The following is a 15,368-nucleotide window of genomic DNA, read 5'->3' as shown; positions in this document are numbered from 1 at the left end:
GCCTACTCCGCCGCCATCGCCTGCGCCGGGGCCTGGCGCGCCCCGCGGACGAGGTTGCCGGGGAGTTTCCCGGTCGGGTCGCCGTCCCGGTGGGTGATCTCACCTTTGAGGATCGTGGCGGTATAGCCTGAGGCGCGCTGCATCAGGCGGCGTCCGCCTGCGGGCAGGTCGCGGATCACGTTGGGCAGGTGAAGCTTCATATTGGCAAGGTCGATCACGTTGAGATCGGCCCGGTAGCCCGGCGCAATCAGGCCCCGGTCCCATAGGCCGATCCATTCGGCGGTCTTGCGGGCCTGGCGGTGAACAATGCTCTCGACAGAGAGCTTCTGTCCCTTCGTCCGGTCACGTACCCAATGGGTCAGCATCGTTGAGGTGAACGAGCCATCACAGATCATGCCGACATGTGCCCCCCCATCAGACAGGCCGGGCAGAGTGGCCGGGCTCTGCATCATTTCCATGATCGGATCGAGCGTACCCTGAGCATAATTCAGGAAGGGCAGGTAGAGCATGCCATTGCCGTCCCGCTCCAGCATCAGGTCCAGCGCCACCGCTTCAGGAGAGACGCCGCGCGCTTCGGCCATCGCCGCCAGCGTATGCTCCGGGCCGGGCTCATAATTCACCGGATCGGTCAGCTGGAAGATCTTGCCGAAATTGCGCAGCATGGATTTGGCAAACGGATTATCCGTCTGCGGCGCGTCCGCCAGAAGCCGCGCGCGGAACTCCGGGTCGCGCAGGCGTGCGACACGTTCCGGGAGCGGAAGATCGGCAATTTCGCGATAGGTGGGGTGGGCGCTGAACGGGTTCATTGTCAGGTCGAGCCCCAGCAACACGCCCACGGGGCGCGGGGCGACCTGGGCGCGAATCGGTATGCCGTCAGCGGCCGCCGCCTCAATGGCGCCGAGCAGATGCCGCCAGCCATTGGGGGCAACATCGGACTGCGCCAGCGACACAGACAATGGCCGGCCGGTCTTCTCGACGATCCGGCGCAGCATGGCCGCTTCCTTCTGCGGATCATCGAAGTCAGACACAAATTGCAACACGCCGCGCCCGGCTTCAGCAAGGCCCATTCCGATGCCGGTCAGTTCGGCTTCAGACGCCGTCAGTGTCGGGGTAGGCTGGCCATCCGAGGTGCGGTGGTTGAGCGTGCGCGAGGTGGTAAAGCCCATCGCCCCGGCGATCACGGCTTCCTTGGCGAGCTTGGCCATTGCGGCAATATCTTCTGGCGTTGCGTCTTCACGGTTGGCGCCCCGGTCGCCCATCACGAACACACGCAGCGCGGCATGGGGAAGCTGCGCACAGACATCGGTGTCGAACCGGCGGGTGGAGAGAAAGTCGAGATAATCGGGAAAGCTCTCCCACGCCCAGGGCAGACCCTGAGAGAGAACAGGGAAGGGGATGTCCTCCACGCCTTCCATCAGGCGGATGAGGCGGTCGTGATCCTCGGTCTTGCAGGGCGCAAAGCCAACGCCGCAATTGCCCATCACAACCGTGGTTACGCCGTGAAGCGATGACGGGCTGATCGCCTCGCCCCAGGCGACCTGGCCATCATAATGGGTGTGAAGGTCCACAAAGCCCGGCGTCACCACCTGGCCGCGCGCGTCGATTTCCTCGATGCCCTTGCCGTTTATCTTGCCGACGTCTGTTATGACGCCGCCGGAAACGGCCACGTCGCCCTCGAATGACGGGCCGCCGCTACCATCAATGATGGTGCCGCCGCGAATGATCAGGTCATGAGTTGCCATGGCGAAGTCCTCCGGTGTTTGGGGGGAGCATGCCTTAAGGGGAAGCGGTGTCAAACCCTGACGCCGCTTCCCCCTCTGTCAAAATACGTGCCCGGCGGTGTTACGCCGTGACGAGCTTGTCTTCCAGGCCATCGCGCTCGCGGCCACCAAATACGGCGGCGCCGCAGGCAACGAAGGCGCCAATCATCATGGCTAGGGCCGTGGCTATGGCGAGAGTAACACTCGCCGCGCGGGCCAGATCCACCTCTTCGCGAGCTTCTTCAGCAGCGATGGCGATGTCGGTAAACGCCATCTGGACGCGAGCTTCGGCAAGATCGACATTCAGCGATGCGCGTTCGGCAACATCTTCCACCAGCCAGGCGCGGTCTTCCTCCGTCACCAGGGTTTCGTCGCCAATGGCAAGGATCACCAGCCGCTCTGCTTCATCCCGTGATGTGGCAAGCGCCTCGGGGTTTGCGCCAGGGGCGCGGTACAAGCGGTCTGTGATCATGCTGGCAGGAGAGGGCGAGCCCTCTTCGGACGTCACCGCTGCCGCAGTGACTGCCGCGCCGGCCGCCGAGCCGCCACCAACGGCCACACCTGCGACGGCAAACATCAGTGCGCTCGCCACCGCCCAGGTCAGAAAGCCGTGCACGGTGTCGCGAAAGAAAACCTCATCGCGGTGGATCGACCAGCGCAACCGCACGCGCCCGGCGATATAGCCGCCCGCGACCGAGGCGAAAATCTGGGTAAGGATGAGCCAGATGATGGTGACTGCGCCAATCGTCATGGCGGAAAGTCCGTCTCCGGGAAAAGGCGACATGGCGCCAAAGCCGAAAGCCGAACCGAGGATGACGAGAACGATCGTCAGACCCAGCGCAGCAAATGCGCCGGCAAAAACAGCGGACCAGCTGATTGCCGGTCCGGTCCAGCCAGAGGCTGGGGCGGTGCGCGGTGGCGCAGTCGTGATGGGTGCATCAACCATGTGCGCCTCCTAGAAAATCAAAAGAAGAAGAATGATGACGGGAATCGGAACGCCCAGAAACCAGAGTAGAATACCTTTGCCCATGTCCGCTGCCTCCTTGCGGGGTTTGGTCCCTCTTCTGCCGCTTTGGGGCAGGCTACCGGGGATCAGAAAACCAACGCCGCAACGCCTGATTGGTTCCCCTCGCAATATTCCGGGGAAGGACGCTTCGGGCCGCCGCCGCAAATTTTGGCCCCGTCGTTAGGCCCCGTCTTTCGCTTGACCGCAAAGCTGCGTATGCGAGGCCGGCATGTCGCCCACGCTGTTACCCATCATTCTCTGCCTGCTCTCTGCGCTGACGGTCGCGATCACCAATGTCATGGTGAAGCGGGGCGGCGACGTGCTGACGGCGCGGGCCATCGTGGCCATCGTCATGGGGCTCAGCGTCCTGCCGCTCCTGCCTTTCGCGCCGCTTCCACCGCCAGAGACCTGGCCGTTGATTGCCGTGTCGGTCGTGGTCCACTGGTTCTACCAGTTCTCCGCCATCCGGGCGCTGCATCGGGGCGCGCTCTCGCTCGTCTTCCCCGTCATGCGCGGGCTCGGCCCGCTCGCCACAGCCGTGCTGGCGGTGTTCTGGCTGAATGAAAGTCTCTCCCCGCTCCAGATTGCGGGCCTGATCGCCGCCTCACTGTCCATCCTCGTCTTCGCCCTGCCCACCGGCCTCACCGAAGCCGCCCGCCGCCTCGACCGCGCCGCCCTCTTCTGGGCCCTGATGACGGCCATCGGCGTCGGCCTCTATGCGGTGGCCGACACGCGTGCCGTCCGCGCGATGGAAAATCCGCTCACCTTTGTTGTCTGGCTGTTCCTGTTCGACTGGGTGGGCGTCACGCTGGTCCTCCTCTGGCAGCGGAAGGGGAGGGTCGCCGCCTGCCTGCGCAAAGAGTTGCGCGCGGGCGTCATCGGCGGGCTCGCCGGGGCGCTCTCCTATGGCATGGCGATCTATGCCTATTCGATGACCGATGCCGCGATGGTCACAGCGCTGCGGGAAACCTCCGTGGTCTTCGCCGCCGGTTTCGGCGCCTGGCTACTGAAGGAAGGCTTCGGACGGCGCCGGGTTGTGGCTGCCGCCACACTCGCGGCGGGGCTGGTTCTGATGCAGGCTGCGGGCTGACGGAAGAATTCATTCATGACAAGAAGGTAGCGAGCTGAACCGGAAGACGTCCCAGCACGTAAGGAATAGCATGACCGAGATGACCCCGCCGCCTTCGCCCGCCAATGGGCCCGCCAACGGCCCCGCTAATGGTATCGGCACTGCCGCTGGCAAAGCCAACCAGATCTGGGGGGACTTTATCCCCGTCATCGGCTTCATCCTCACCTATAACATCTTCCGCCGGGTGGAGCTGCTCGACGGCCTGATCAACAAGGACACCGCCATCTACTGGGCGACGGGGGTGCTGATCGTCCTGATGCTGGGTTTCCTCGGCAAACAGCTGATCCAGCGCCAGCCTGTCTCGCAGATGATGGTGTTCTCCTCCGCCATCGTCGGTGGCTTCGGTCTCATCGGCATCCTCCTCCAGGAGAAGGCCTTCATCTATGTGAAGCCCACCATCCAGCAGCTGTTCATGGCCGGTATGATCCTCATCCCGCTGATGTTTGGAAAAAACCTCTGGAAGTCTCTCTTTGCCAAGGTGTTTGACCTGCCGGATTTTGCGTGGCGCACACTGGCGTTTCGATGGGGGCTGTTTTTCGTCGCCATGGCGTTCTGGAATGAATATCTCTGGCGCACCTATGCGCCCGGCTTTGAAAGCCCACTTGTCCTCGCGGGCATCCCGGTCGCGCCAGCAGGCACATATGAGTTCCTTGGCCTGACATTCGGCGCAAAGAATGCCGAAGATGTCTGGGCCAACTGGAAGCTCGGCAACATGGTCATCGTCTTCCTCTTCGGCGCGCTTAACACGCCGTATACCTTGAAGCATCTGCGCGAACCCGAAGAAGCCTCCGCTACAGCCTGATCACTTCCCGCGTGACCTTATCCGTACCCGGTGGGTTACCAAAAGGTGGAAACGCCTTCAGGTGTCTCGTTTCGGCATAGTGCGTCAGGGCCCACACCGCCGTGGGGAATGCCATCTCAGACCAGGGAATGTCCGCCCAGGATACGAGTTTCACTTCCTCGCTTTCCGGTCCTGGCGCGATGTCTGACAATAGTTTGGCGCGGAACATGATCTGAACCTGCGAAATGCGGGGCACGGAATACACGCCGAGCAGGCCATCGATCTCTATTTCGGCCATCGCTTCCTCGCGCGCTTCGCGCCGGGCGCCTTCCTCCACGCTCTCGCCTTCTTCCATGAATCCTGCCGGAAGGGTCCAGAATCCCTTGCGTGGCTCGATTGCACGCCTACAGATCAGGATTTTACGGTCCTTGATTACGACCGCTCCGGTCACAATCTTAGGATTCACGTAATCAACAAAATTGCAGCGATTGCAAATTCGCCGCATCCGATCGTCCCCATCTGGCACATCGAGCCGAAAATCTGTGTTCTGGAAAGGAGTTGGCAATTGATCAGTCATCCAATCTTTATCCTGTCGCCTGTATGGAGAATGTGTTTGATCCGCCCACGGGGTTCTTGTTAACGCCCCGGAACATGGATCGGCCCTTTTTCAATCCCGTCCTTCCCCGGACACCTTAACAACCTTTAGGAACCCTAATCATGAGCTTCAATCTCAATTCTTCGCCCAGCCACCTTCTGCACCGCGCCCAGCAGATCGCTGCCAATCATTCGGCCGCTGCTCTGAAATCGGCCGGCGTCACGCTGCGTCAGTTTTCTGTCCTTGCTGCCCTGTCGGGCAATGAAGGCGTCAGCCAGTCCGATCTTGTCAATGCTACCGGCATCGACCGCTCCACGCTGGCCGACATGGTCGCCCGTATGGAAACCGCTGGCCTCATCAAGCGCGCTGATTCCAAAACCGACGCCCGCGCCAAATCCGTCAGCCTGACGGCAAAAGGCAAGAAAGCCTATGACAAGGCCCTCCCGGCTGTCACCAAGGCTGACGATGCCCTGTTCTCGACCCTGGCAAAAGCCAAGCAGGACGCCCTGCTGCAAGGCCTGACCGGCCTGGTCGACGATTCGGAGAAGAAAGAAGCCGCTCCGGCCGCTCCGAAAGCCCCCAAGGCCCCGAAAGCTGCGCCCAAGGCTGCAAAAGCGCCTAAGGCTGCCAAAGCTGCTCCGAAGGCCAAAAAGGCACCTGCCAAAAAGAAGACGGCCAAGGCTGAAGTGAAAAAAGCCCCGGTCGCTGTCAAAAAGGCCCCGGTCGCCAAGAAAGCGGCTGCAAAGAAGAAAGCGAAGTAATCACGCTTCCTTCTCGATGAAGTCATGAGCGGGGCGCTTCGAGCGCCCCGCTTACTTTTTGGGCCAGCGCGTCATCCAGCGGCCCGCCGATATGCAGGATGATTTCTCCGTCACCGGAGATGACAAAAGTTTCCGGCACGCCTGTCAGGCCGAAATCAAGCCCGCCGCGCCCTTCCGGGTCCAGCGCCACCTGCGTGTAGGGATTGCCCAGCCGCTCCAGAAAGCCGGCGCCGTCCTCCACCTTGTCCTTGTAGAGAATGCCATACACCTGGCCGGGATGTTTTTCGCCGAGGGCAACCAGATATTTGTGCTCGGCCTCACACGGCGCGCACCAGCTGGCAAAGAGGTTCACCGCAACCGTCTGTCCACCCGGAGGCGGAGCGAAGGAAATCTCGCCGCTCCCATCCATCAGCGGAAAGACATGTTCCGGCGCGGCGCGGGAGAGGCGCTCAAACTCGCCCTTGGACGGGCGCATCATCTGCCATCCGCCAAACCCGGCGACGATGACCAACGCCAGAACGGGCAAGGCATAGATCCAGCGCTTCATACGCGCAGGTCCTCGTCATTGGCGACCAGCGCCTCCAGCCGCTTTCTTGCCGCGCGCGCGGCAAGCCAGGCCTGAAGGCAGGCCCCGGCAATCAGCGCCGCGCCGATCAGGTAGCAGGCCCAGATATAGGCGGCGTTCTTGTCGAATTCGGGCATCGCCTATCCTTCCAGCGCCTGCGCCGTGAGGCGGGCAATCCGCCGCTCACGGATTTCGGTGCGCATATGGGTCATCACGAGGCCGCCAAACAGCAACGCGTGGCCAAGGCCCGAGATCAGCAGGGGCGTCAGGTAAACCGCCGCCATCTTCGGGCCGTCTGCGGTGATCACGCTGGCGGGTTGATGCAGCGAGGTGAAGAGGTCCACGGAGAATTTGATCAGGGGCACGTTTACTGCGCCCACCATCGCCAGGATCGCCCCGGCGCGCGCGGCCTTCTGGCGCGAATCCATTGAGGCGCGCAGCGCCATGTATCCCAGGAACAGGAACAGCAGGAACAGAACGGACATCATCCGCGCATCATCCCATTGCCACCAGGTGCCCCAGGTCGGCTTGCCCCAGATGGAGCCGGTGGCCAGGCACAGCGCCGTCCACACCGCGCCGAGCGGGGCAATCGCCTTGGCGGCAATGTCAGCGAGCTCATGGCGCCAGATGAACCAGACGAAACTTGCCACCGCTAGGCCTGAATAGCTCACCATCGCCAGCCAGGCGGCGGGCACGTGTATGAACATCACCCGCATGATGTCCCCGCCCTGATAGTCGTCCTTGGGCACGATCCACAGCCCCTGCCAAAGGCCCCACAGAATGCAGAGCATTCCCGCTCCATAGAAAAGGGGCGCCGCAACAGCGGAGAATTTCAGAAACTTGTGCGGATTGGCAAAGGCAGACCACATGATGGTATCGAGATAGCCTCCCCTCAGTCCGCCGCCAAGCGCAAGGCAGCGGCCATGGCATAGGGCGCAACAGCGCAGGCAAAGAGGGTGGAAGCGGCCAGCAGCATCGGCGCCCCGTCAGATCCGATGCCCCCGGTCATTGCCAGGCTGCCGAAAATGGCGGTGGGCACATAGAGGGGAAGCGCGATGATCGAGATCAGCAGCCCGCCCCGGCGCACGGTGGCTGATAGGGCGGCGCCCACCCCGCCCCAGAAGAAAAACGCCAGGCTGCCAAGGGCGTAGAGCCCAAGATGTGCGATCAGGTCCAGGCTCGCCTGCGCCTGGAACATCAGCGCCAGCAGGGGAGAGGCCAGCGCGAGGGGCAATCCCGCCGCCAGCCAGTGCGCCAGCGTCTTGGCCGCCGCAACCGCTGCCATCGGCGCGCCGGTCTGCAGCCAGAGGTCCAGCGTGCCGTCCTCCACATCCGCCTGAAAGATCCGCTCCAGCGTCACCAGGCTGGATAGCGCAAGCGATACCCAGATGATGCCTGGCCCTACCGCCTTGAGGGTCTCGGTATCGCTTCCGATACCCAGGGGCACCAGCACCGCCGCCCCGCCCAGAAAGCCAAGCGGCAGCAGCGCGCCTGCGCCGCCCGCCCATGCTTCGGCAAACGCCTGCCGGAACGCTGCCCAGATGGGCGCCGCGTTCAAAGCGTCACCTCGGCAGTCACCGGGAAGCCGGCCGCGTCGTGCATCGACGCGATAATGGCCCCACCTGTCCTCAAATGTCCTGAAATGACCTGATCGAGCATCGTTTTGCCCGCCGCATCGAGCGCCGTGTAGGGCTCGTCGAGCAACCAGAGCGGGCGCGCCTCCAGCAGCAGCCGGGCGAACGCCGTGCGCCGTCTCTGGCCTGCCGAGAGATACCGCCCCGGCACATCCGCCGCCCGTGTCAGCGCCAGCTGATCGAGAATATCAGCGATACTGGCGCTCGAGCCCCACGCCTTTGCCCACAGGGCGAGATGGATTCGCGGGGTTTCCTGCGGCTTGATGCCTTCCTTGTGGCCAATCCAGTGATGAGCGGCCGGGCGCGCGATCTCCCCGGCCTCCGGCCGTGTCAGCCCCGCCAGCATCCGCAGCAGCGTCGTCTTGCCCGCCCCATTGGCGCCGCGCAACACGATCGCCTCGCCCGGTTGCAGTGTCAGCCCTATGCCGCGGAACAGCACCCGCTCTCCCCGCAGGATAGCGAGGCCGCTGGCGCTGAGCAGGGGGGCGGTCGAGACAGTCACCGGCGCAGGCTTAGCCTGTTCGGCAGTGTCTGCAAACGAGGCCTTGCGCCGCTATTAACGCTTTGACCCTTTGTCCCAATTGCGCCGGAAGGGCAGGGCCTATATGAGGGCCCCAGCGACGAAAGCGGGCCTCCGCAGGAGAGGCCCTTTACCAGGAGGCAAGGCTCGGACATGCCGTCAAAGGACAGCTTTAAATCGAAAAGCACGCTCACAGCAGCTGGCAAGACCTACACCTATTATTCGCTGGAAGCAGCGGCGAAGAACGGCGGTCTGGGCGATGTATCCCGTTTGCCCGCCGCGCTGAAGGTTCTCCTCGAGAACATGCTGCGCTTCGAGGACGGGCTGACCGTCAATGAAGACGACATCCGCGCCTTCGGTGAATGGGCAGATAAAGGCGGCCAGAACCCGCGTGAGATCGCCTACCGCCCCGCCCGCGTCCTAATGCAGGACTTCACCGGCGTGCCCGCCGTGGTCGACCTCGCCGCCATGCGCGACGGCATCAAGGCACTGGGCGGCAGCGCCAAGAAAATCAACCCGCTGGTCCCGGTCGATCTCGTGATCGACCACTCGGTCATGATCGACGAATTCGGCACGCCCCGCGCCTTCCAGGCCAACGTAGACCTGGAATATGAGCGCAACATGGAGCGCTACACCTTCCTCAAATGGGGTCAGAAGGCGTTCAACAATTTCCGCGTCGTTCCGCCCGGCACCGGCATCTGCCACCAGGTAAACCTCGAATACCTCGCCCAGACTATCTGGTCCGCCCCGAATGAGGCAGGCGAACTCGTCGCCTATCCGGACACGCTGGTCGGCACGGACAGCCACACCACCATGGTCAATGGCCTGGCCGTACTCGGCTGGGGCGTTGGCGGCATCGAAGCTGAAGCGGCGATGCTCGGCCAGCCCGTCTCGATGCTCATCCCGGAAGTCGTTGGCTTCAAGGTCACCGGCGCGATGACCGAAGGCGTCACCGCGACAGACCTGGTGCTCAAAGTGGTGCAGATGCTCCGCAAGCACGGCGTCGTGAACAAATTCGTCGAATTCTATGGCCCCGGCCTCGACAACATGCCGCTCGCAGACCGCGCCACCATCGCCAACATGGCGCCTGAATATGGCGCGACCTGCGGCTTCTTCCCGATCGACGACGAGACGATCCGTTACCTTCGCCAGACCGGTCGCGATGAAGACCGCATCGCGCTGGTTGAAGCCTATGCCAAGCAGAACGGTTTCTGGCGCGGCGCGGACTATGCGCCCGTCTACACCTCGACGCTTCACCTTGATCTCGGCGATGTCGTTCCGGCGATCTCGGGCCCAAAACGCCCGCAGGACCACGTCGCGCTCGACGCGGCCGCCCAGGTTTTCGGCGAATACATCCACGGCCTGCGCAAGCCCGCCAAGGCGCCTGAGCTGCAGAAGTCAGAGATGACGGAAGAGGGCGGCGCGCCTGCGCCGGCCAGCATTCCGGGTGACGAGATGGGCCCCGGCCGCGGCCGCGTGGACGGCCAGGACTATATTCTCAACGACGGCTCGGTCGTGATCGCCTCGATCACCTCCTGCACCAACACCTCCAACCCGTATGTTCTGATCGGCGCCGGTCTCGTTGCCCGCAAGGCGCGCGCCCTCGGCCTCACCCGCAAGCCCTGGGTGAAGACATCGCTGGCGCCCGGATCGCAGGTGGTTTCAGAGTATCTGAACGCTGCCGGCCTGCAGGAAGACCTCGACGCGCTCGGCTTCAACCTCGTCGGCTATGGCTGCACCACCTGTATCGGCAACTCCGGCCCGCTGGCGCCCGAGATTTCCAAGTCGATCAACGAGAATGATCTCGTGGCCGTCTCGGTTCTTTCGGGTAACCGCAACTTCGAAGGCCGCATCAGCCCGGACGTACGCGCCAACTATCTCGCGTCTCCGCCGCTGGTTGTCGCCTATGCCATCGCCGGCGACATGAACATCGACATCACCAAGGACGCCATTGGCACCTCGAAAGACGGCAAGCCTGTCTATCTGAAGGACATCTGGCCGACGACCAAGGAAATCGCCGACATGGTCCACGCGACGGTGACCCGGCAGATGTTCATGTCGAAATATGCCGACGTGTTCAAAGGCGACGAGAAATGGCAGGGCGTTCAGACCACGGACGCTGAGACCTATGACTGGCCGGTCAGCTCGACCTACATTCAGAACCCGCCTTACTTCCGCGGCATGTCGGCCGAGAAGGGCGACATCCACCCGATCAAGGGCGCGCGTGTGCTCGCCCTCCTGGGCGACATGATCACCACCGACCACATCTCCCCGGCCGGTTCCTTCAAGGCCAACAGCCCGGCTGGCAAATATCTGACCGAGCGTCAGGTGCCGGTGAAGGATTTCAACTCCTACGGCTCGCGCCGGGGCAACCATGAGATCATGATGCGTGGTACCTTCGCCAACATCCGTATCAAGAACGAGATGCTCGACGGCGTTGAGGGCGGCTACACCCTCGGCCCGGATGGCGAGCAGACCTCGATCTATGACGCGGCGATGGCCTGGATCGACAAGGGCGTGCCCCTCGTCATCATCGGCGGCATCGAATACGGCGCCGGCTCCAGCCGTGACTGGGCCGCCAAAGGCACCAACCTTCTCGGCGTGAAGGCCGTCATCGCTGAAAGCTTCGAGCGTATCCACCGCTCAAACCTTGTCGGCATGGGCGTCATCCCGTTCGAGTTCATCGGTGAGGGCCGCAAATCTCTGGACCTCAAAGGCACCGAAACCTTCGATATCGAAGGCCTCGGCAACGACATTCGCCCGCTCTCCACCGTGCCCTGCAAGATCACCTATGCCGACGGCACCGTGAAGACGATCCAGATCAAATGCCGGATCGATACCGAGATCGAAGTCGATTACGTCAAGCATGGCGGCGTTCTGCACTATGTGCTGCGCGACCTTGTCCGCGCCTCGTAAGACACATTGGCCCGCCGCAGGATCAGCCCGCGGCGGGCTTTTTACAGCCTCTCACGCGGCTGTGACTGTCGGCATGTTGCCCCAGAGCATATAAGCGGCCTGTGATGATGCGACTGCCCGCCCTGTTCGTCCTGCTACTGGCTGCGTTTGCGGCGCCTTCGGCGCATGCAGACGGCCCGGTTCTGGTTGAACTTTTTGCCTCCAAGAACTGCCGGTCCTGCCCGGCGGCCTACCGGGCGATGGACGAGCTGGAAGCGCAGCGCGATGACGTGCTGGTGCTGACCTGGCCGGTCGATTACTGGGACTATCTCGGCAGCAAGGAAAAGATGGCCTTGCCGGAGTCGAAAGACCGCCAGCGCGGGTATGTCGAGCGGTTCTCCCTGCGCGGGCCCTATACGCCGCAGGCCGTCTTCAACGGCGCCGAGCAGGCGCCCGGCAACAAGGCAAGCAAGGTAGGCGCGGCGCTGGGAAAGGCGATGACCCTTCCTGAATCCGGCATCCGCCTTGTCAGCAAGACCGGCAAGGTCTCGCTGAAAGGGGAAACCGCCAGCCTCACTGATCTCTGGTGGGTCACCTATCTGACCGACGAAGACAATCCCACCAAGATGCCAAATCCCGTGACCTCTGCCCGTCAGATCGGCCCCTGGCTCGGCGGCCGCGCTGACATCGACCTGCCGGCCTGCGAATCGGGCTGCATGCTGATCGTTCAGGAAGCCGGCTTTGGCCCGGTCCTCACCGTCATGGACGTGCGCTGATCACTCTTCGGGCGTTTCGCCGTCCGGTGTGACATCTTCAGGCGGGCGCGCAATCTCCGACACGGCCGGGGCAAAATCCATCCAGTCGATCTCTGACACCTGAAACGCCCAGCCCTTGGCCCGTTCATTGATGGCGGCGCCGCGATGGGCGCCTTCGCCGGCTTCGATCGCGCGCAGAGTCACATAATAGCCATCCGCCTCGCGATAGGGCCGCGCCTCCACTTCCAGCCCGTCATGCGTCTGCGTGATATGCCGGCCGCGCGGCCGCGTCTTCAGCTCACCTGCCGGGCGCACGCCAACCGGCTGAAACCGCGTGAGCGCCAGCGCAGGCCCGGTTGTCGCCAGCCGGTTCACCAGCTCGTAATTCTCATAGGGCGGGGCAGGGAGGAAAGCCCGGTCATCCGATCCGATTGTCCGCTGAAGGAACATCGACGCGCCGGTCGCATCCGTCAGGCGCACGGCAGAGACTGCGTCCGCATTGAGATCAATGATGTCGAGATCGAGCCAGGCTTCAGCCGTGTAGAGCGGTGGCAGCGTGCCGGTCACCCGGTAGGCCTGCATCTCACCGGGACGGCGCACATAGATGTACTCATCCTTGCGGCCGGTCAGAAGCGCTGCGGAGACGTTCCCGTCGGCGCCGATCACTTCCACCAGGGCGCCATTGCCGCCTTCGCGTGGGTCGCCAAGACCAATGGCGTTCATCTTGCCGGGATCGCGCGTGCGGGGCACGTCCCAGGCCAGCGTTTCCAGGCCCCCGGCCAGCTCGTCCAGCCGGTCGGCGCGGATGGGATAGCCATCGGTCCCCTCAAGGCGCCAGCCGCCCGGCGTTGAAAACAGGGTATAGCTCTCGTCAGCCAGCGTGATGCGGATTTCTGCCGCTGCCGCACGCGTTGCGGCAAATCCTGGCAGTACGGGCTCGCCTTGGAGATCACTGCGTGGCGCCGCGGGCGCGCCCAGAAACTGGCTGCCAATGGCGGCGAGCACGAGCGCGCCGGCAACCGCGCCCATCACCTTGACCCGGAAGGCCCTGTGCTGGTTTCTCAGCGCGGTCATGCGGCGCCCCGCCGCTTTTTGGCCTGACGGCGCCAGACCAGAATGCCCGCCAGCGTCACCAGCAAAGGCCCGCCCCAGATATTGATCGCCTTGAGGGTGGCCTCCAGCGCATCGATGTCCCGGCGATAGTCGCGTTCAATATCGCGCAGGCTCGCGCGAATGGTCAGAATGTCTTCGCGCAGGGTAGACAGCTCCGCCCGTTCATCGGCCGTGAGCTCGGCTTCGGGATCGCCTGCGAAGAAACCGTCGCCTGAAGCGCTCGACTGCAGCTCGCTCAAGCGTGCCTGCGCCGTGGAGAGGCGCGCTTCCAGCTCCGATTGCTGGCGGAAGTATTGCGTCTCTGCCGCGTCACGCATCGTCTCGATACGCACCATCGGCCGCAGGCTTGCCGCGCGGGAGCGAAGCCGCGACAGCTCGCCCCGGCCCGCCAGCGCGTCGATGGCATTCAGCAGCAGCGCGCCATTGTCCGCCACCACCATGCCCGAGCCCGGCACCACATAGAAATCATCCGCCAGAAAGTCCGCGTCAGCAATCATCACCACTTCGGCCGGTGTCTCGCTGGCGGCAATATGCGGGGGCAGGCTCGCGGCCTCGGCCTTTGCAGCCTCAAGGTCGCTTGCGTCGGAGGGTTCGTCCATCGCAGGCGCCCCATTGGGAAAGGCGCTCGGCAAGCGGCCCGACAGGCGCGCCGCCATCACCAGCGGCGCCGCTTCGGTCATGTAGCTTTGTAAGACCTCATCTGCCGCCATGTCGCGCGCGGCGCGTGCCGGATCGATGAAGGAGGGGCTCGGCCCGGTCGTGATCAGCGGCGCCAATATTACGCCCTCAGGAAGGCTTCCCTGGATCAACGCCCCCGGCGCGCCAAAATTCACCACGCGCATCAGGTCTGCCGTGATCGGATCGTTCCGGCTCATCGTTTCGGCGGGCACGCCGACAAACAGCGGGTGGGCAACCTCATCCACGCGCCCGGTAAACGACTCCACCGGTACGGTAAGCGCGTTGGCCGCGTCTGCCACCGCCTGCGGCGCAAGTTCCACACCCCAGACCGCGCCGAGCCGCCCGAGGCTGGAGCGCGCCAGCGAGTCGGTCGCCGAAAACATCGCACCGGACAGCGCCGTCTTCGCTGCGGGGTCGACCACGAAGATCGCGCGCCCCTGCCGCAGAATGAACTGGTCGATCAGCCATTCCTGCCGCGCCGTGAGCGTGCCGGGATGGGCCACAAGCAGCACATCCATTTCTGGCAACGACCCGAAATCATCCGGGATCTGCTCCACGCTAAAGCTGCGCCCGATGTCCTGCAAAACGACATAGCCGCTTTCCCCGTCCAGCGCCTTCATGCCGGGCAGGGAGCTGATGATGCCCACACGCGGTGGTTCGGGATTGTCCAGCCGCGCAATCATCCGTGTCAGGTCATATTCCAGCGTCGTTTCCCGCTCGGGCGCCAGGAACGGGATGAGGCGCAGATCGTCAATTGCGTTGCGCCCGATGATGCCGAAATAGAGCGGATCATTGCCCGAGGCGGGAATGGCGCTGATGCCAGCGGCAAGGGCTTCGTCCTCGGCTTCGGAAAACGGCTTGGGATCAATCTCCCGCACGCGGACATTTCCGCCGGAAGCCGCTGCATAGGTCGCCAGCAGCTCCCGCACGCGCGCCGCATGGGCCTGGATCGCCGGATAGTCCTGTCCCACGCGCCGGGAGTAAACGTAGGTGATCTCCACCGGCTCGGCCAGATCGCGCAGCGTCACGCGGGTCGCATCAGAAAGCGTGTAGAGCTTGCCCTCGGTGAAATCGAGCCGCGCGCCCGCCAGCAGTCTTTGCGCCGCAATGTTCCCGGCCAGCAGGACAATCCCCGCCAGCAGCGTCATCAAAACCAGATAGCGGCGCGCCTTCATC

General features: G+C 63.6%; 15 protein-coding genes. 5 read left to right on the top strand and 10 right to left on the bottom strand.

All coding sequences use genetic code 11. From position 1 onward, the window contains the following. Positions 1 to 2: 2 nt before the first annotated feature. Both HNE_RS17425 and HNE_RS17420 read right to left on the bottom strand, forming a co-directional pair. Positions 3 to 1,742 (bottom strand): N-acyl-D-amino-acid deacylase family protein, encoded by a 1,740-nt coding sequence (locus tag HNE_RS17425; RefSeq protein WP_011648490.1) that lies wholly within the window; start codon positions 1,740 to 1,742, stop codon positions 3 to 5. 100 nt (positions 1,743 to 1,842) lie between these two features. Next, on the bottom strand, positions 1,843 to 2,706 hold the full coding sequence (locus HNE_RS17420; RefSeq protein WP_011648489.1) for a hypothetical protein: 864 nt from the start codon (positions 2,704 to 2,706) through the stop codon (positions 1,843 to 1,845). A 289-nt stretch (positions 2,707 to 2,995) separates the two neighbouring features. On the opposite strand from HNE_RS17420, the gene HNE_RS17415 reads away from it, so the two are divergent. Both HNE_RS17415 and HNE_RS17410 read left to right on the top strand, forming a co-directional pair. Further along, positions 2,996 to 3,856 carry a DMT family transporter gene (locus tag HNE_RS17415; protein WP_011648488.1) on the top strand — a complete coding sequence of 287 codons (861 nt, stop codon included), beginning with the start codon at positions 2,996 to 2,998 and terminating at the stop codon, positions 3,854 to 3,856. Positions 3,857 to 3,926: 70 nt separating this feature from the next. Continuing rightward, on the top strand, positions 3,927 to 4,697 hold the full coding sequence (locus tag HNE_RS17410; protein WP_233351950.1) for an inner membrane-spanning protein YciB: 771 nt from the start codon (positions 3,927 to 3,929) through the stop codon (positions 4,695 to 4,697). Here HNE_RS17410 and HNE_RS17405 read toward each other — a convergent pair. Continuing rightward, positions 4,687 to 5,253 carry an NUDIX hydrolase gene (locus tag HNE_RS17405; RefSeq protein WP_035591317.1) on the bottom strand — a complete coding sequence of 189 codons (567 nt, stop codon included), beginning with the start codon at positions 5,251 to 5,253 and terminating at the stop codon, positions 4,687 to 4,689. The two genes, HNE_RS17410 and HNE_RS17405, sit on opposite strands and share 11 nt — an antisense overlap. 140 nt (positions 5,254 to 5,393) lie before the next feature. Here HNE_RS17405 and HNE_RS17400 point away from each other — a divergent pair, with 140 nt between their 5' ends. Further along, complete coding sequence (locus tag HNE_RS17400; RefSeq protein WP_011648485.1) at positions 5,394 to 6,032, top strand: MarR family winged helix-turn-helix transcriptional regulator; 639 nt, start codon at positions 5,394 to 5,396, stop codon at positions 6,030 to 6,032. Positions 6,033 to 6,054: 22 nt separating this feature from the next. Here the strand turns inward: HNE_RS17400 and HNE_RS17395 are convergent, their stop codons facing one another. The 5 genes from HNE_RS17395 to ccmA all read right to left on the bottom strand — a co-directional run bounded on the left by HNE_RS17395 (position 6,055) and on the right by ccmA (position 8,733). Then, positions 6,055 to 6,579: a redoxin family protein gene (locus HNE_RS17395; RefSeq protein ID WP_011648484.1), complete on the bottom strand. Its 525-nt coding sequence runs from the start codon at positions 6,577 to 6,579 to the stop codon at positions 6,055 to 6,057. Beyond that, the gene (locus HNE_RS18480; protein WP_011648483.1) at positions 6,576 to 6,734 is read right to left on the bottom strand and encodes a heme exporter protein CcmD; all 159 of its coding nucleotides are present in this window, start codon (positions 6,732 to 6,734) and stop codon (positions 6,576 to 6,578) included. Before HNE_RS18480 ends, HNE_RS17395 begins: the two co-directional genes overlap by 4 nt. A gap of 3 nt (positions 6,735 to 6,737) precedes the next feature. After that, positions 6,738 to 7,388 (bottom strand): heme ABC transporter permease CcmC, encoded by a 651-nt coding sequence (ccmC, locus tag HNE_RS17390; RefSeq protein ID WP_407637693.1) that lies wholly within the window; start codon positions 7,386 to 7,388, stop codon positions 6,738 to 6,740. Positions 7,389 to 7,489: 101 nt separating this feature from the next. Beyond that, entirely contained in the window at positions 7,490 to 8,155 is a 666-nt protein-coding gene (ccmB, locus tag HNE_RS17385; RefSeq protein WP_011648481.1) for a heme exporter protein CcmB, read from the bottom strand. Continuing rightward, positions 8,152 to 8,733 carry a heme ABC exporter ATP-binding protein CcmA gene (gene ccmA / locus HNE_RS17380; protein ID WP_011648480.1) on the bottom strand — a complete coding sequence of 194 codons (582 nt, stop codon included), beginning with the start codon at positions 8,731 to 8,733 and terminating at the stop codon, positions 8,152 to 8,154. The genes ccmB and ccmA overlap by 4 nt, the downstream gene beginning before the upstream one ends. A gap of 171 nt (positions 8,734 to 8,904) precedes the next feature. Between ccmA and acnA the strand changes: the two genes are divergently transcribed. Both acnA and HNE_RS18260 read left to right on the top strand, forming a co-directional pair. Continuing rightward, positions 8,905 to 11,667 (top strand): aconitate hydratase AcnA, encoded by a 2,763-nt coding sequence (gene acnA, locus HNE_RS17375; protein ID WP_011648479.1) that lies wholly within the window; start codon positions 8,905 to 8,907, stop codon positions 11,665 to 11,667. A 104-nt stretch (positions 11,668 to 11,771) separates the two neighbouring features. After that, positions 11,772 to 12,422, top strand: coding sequence for a DUF1223 domain-containing protein (locus tag HNE_RS18260; protein ID WP_049755208.1), 651 nt, complete (start codon positions 11,772 to 11,774; stop codon positions 12,420 to 12,422). Here the strand turns inward: HNE_RS18260 and HNE_RS17365 are convergent, their stop codons facing one another. Beyond that, positions 12,423 to 13,475 carry a DUF4340 domain-containing protein gene (locus HNE_RS17365; RefSeq protein ID WP_011648477.1) on the bottom strand — a complete coding sequence of 351 codons (1,053 nt, stop codon included), beginning with the start codon at positions 13,473 to 13,475 and terminating at the stop codon, positions 12,423 to 12,425. It lies immediately after the preceding gene. After that, a complete protein-coding gene (locus tag HNE_RS17360; RefSeq protein WP_035591312.1) occupies positions 13,472 to 15,367 on the bottom strand; it encodes a Gldg family protein in 1,896 nt (631 codons plus the stop codon). The genes HNE_RS17365 and HNE_RS17360 overlap by 4 nt, the downstream gene beginning before the upstream one ends. Position 15,368 lies beyond the last annotated feature (1 nt).

The organism is Hyphomonas neptunium ATCC 15444, assembly GCF_000013025.1.
Taxonomy (GTDB): domain Bacteria; phylum Pseudomonadota; class Alphaproteobacteria; order Caulobacterales; family Hyphomonadaceae; genus Hyphomonas; species Hyphomonas neptunia.
Note: the sequence above shows the minus strand (reverse complement) of the source record. Positions and strands in the feature narration are given on the sequence as shown.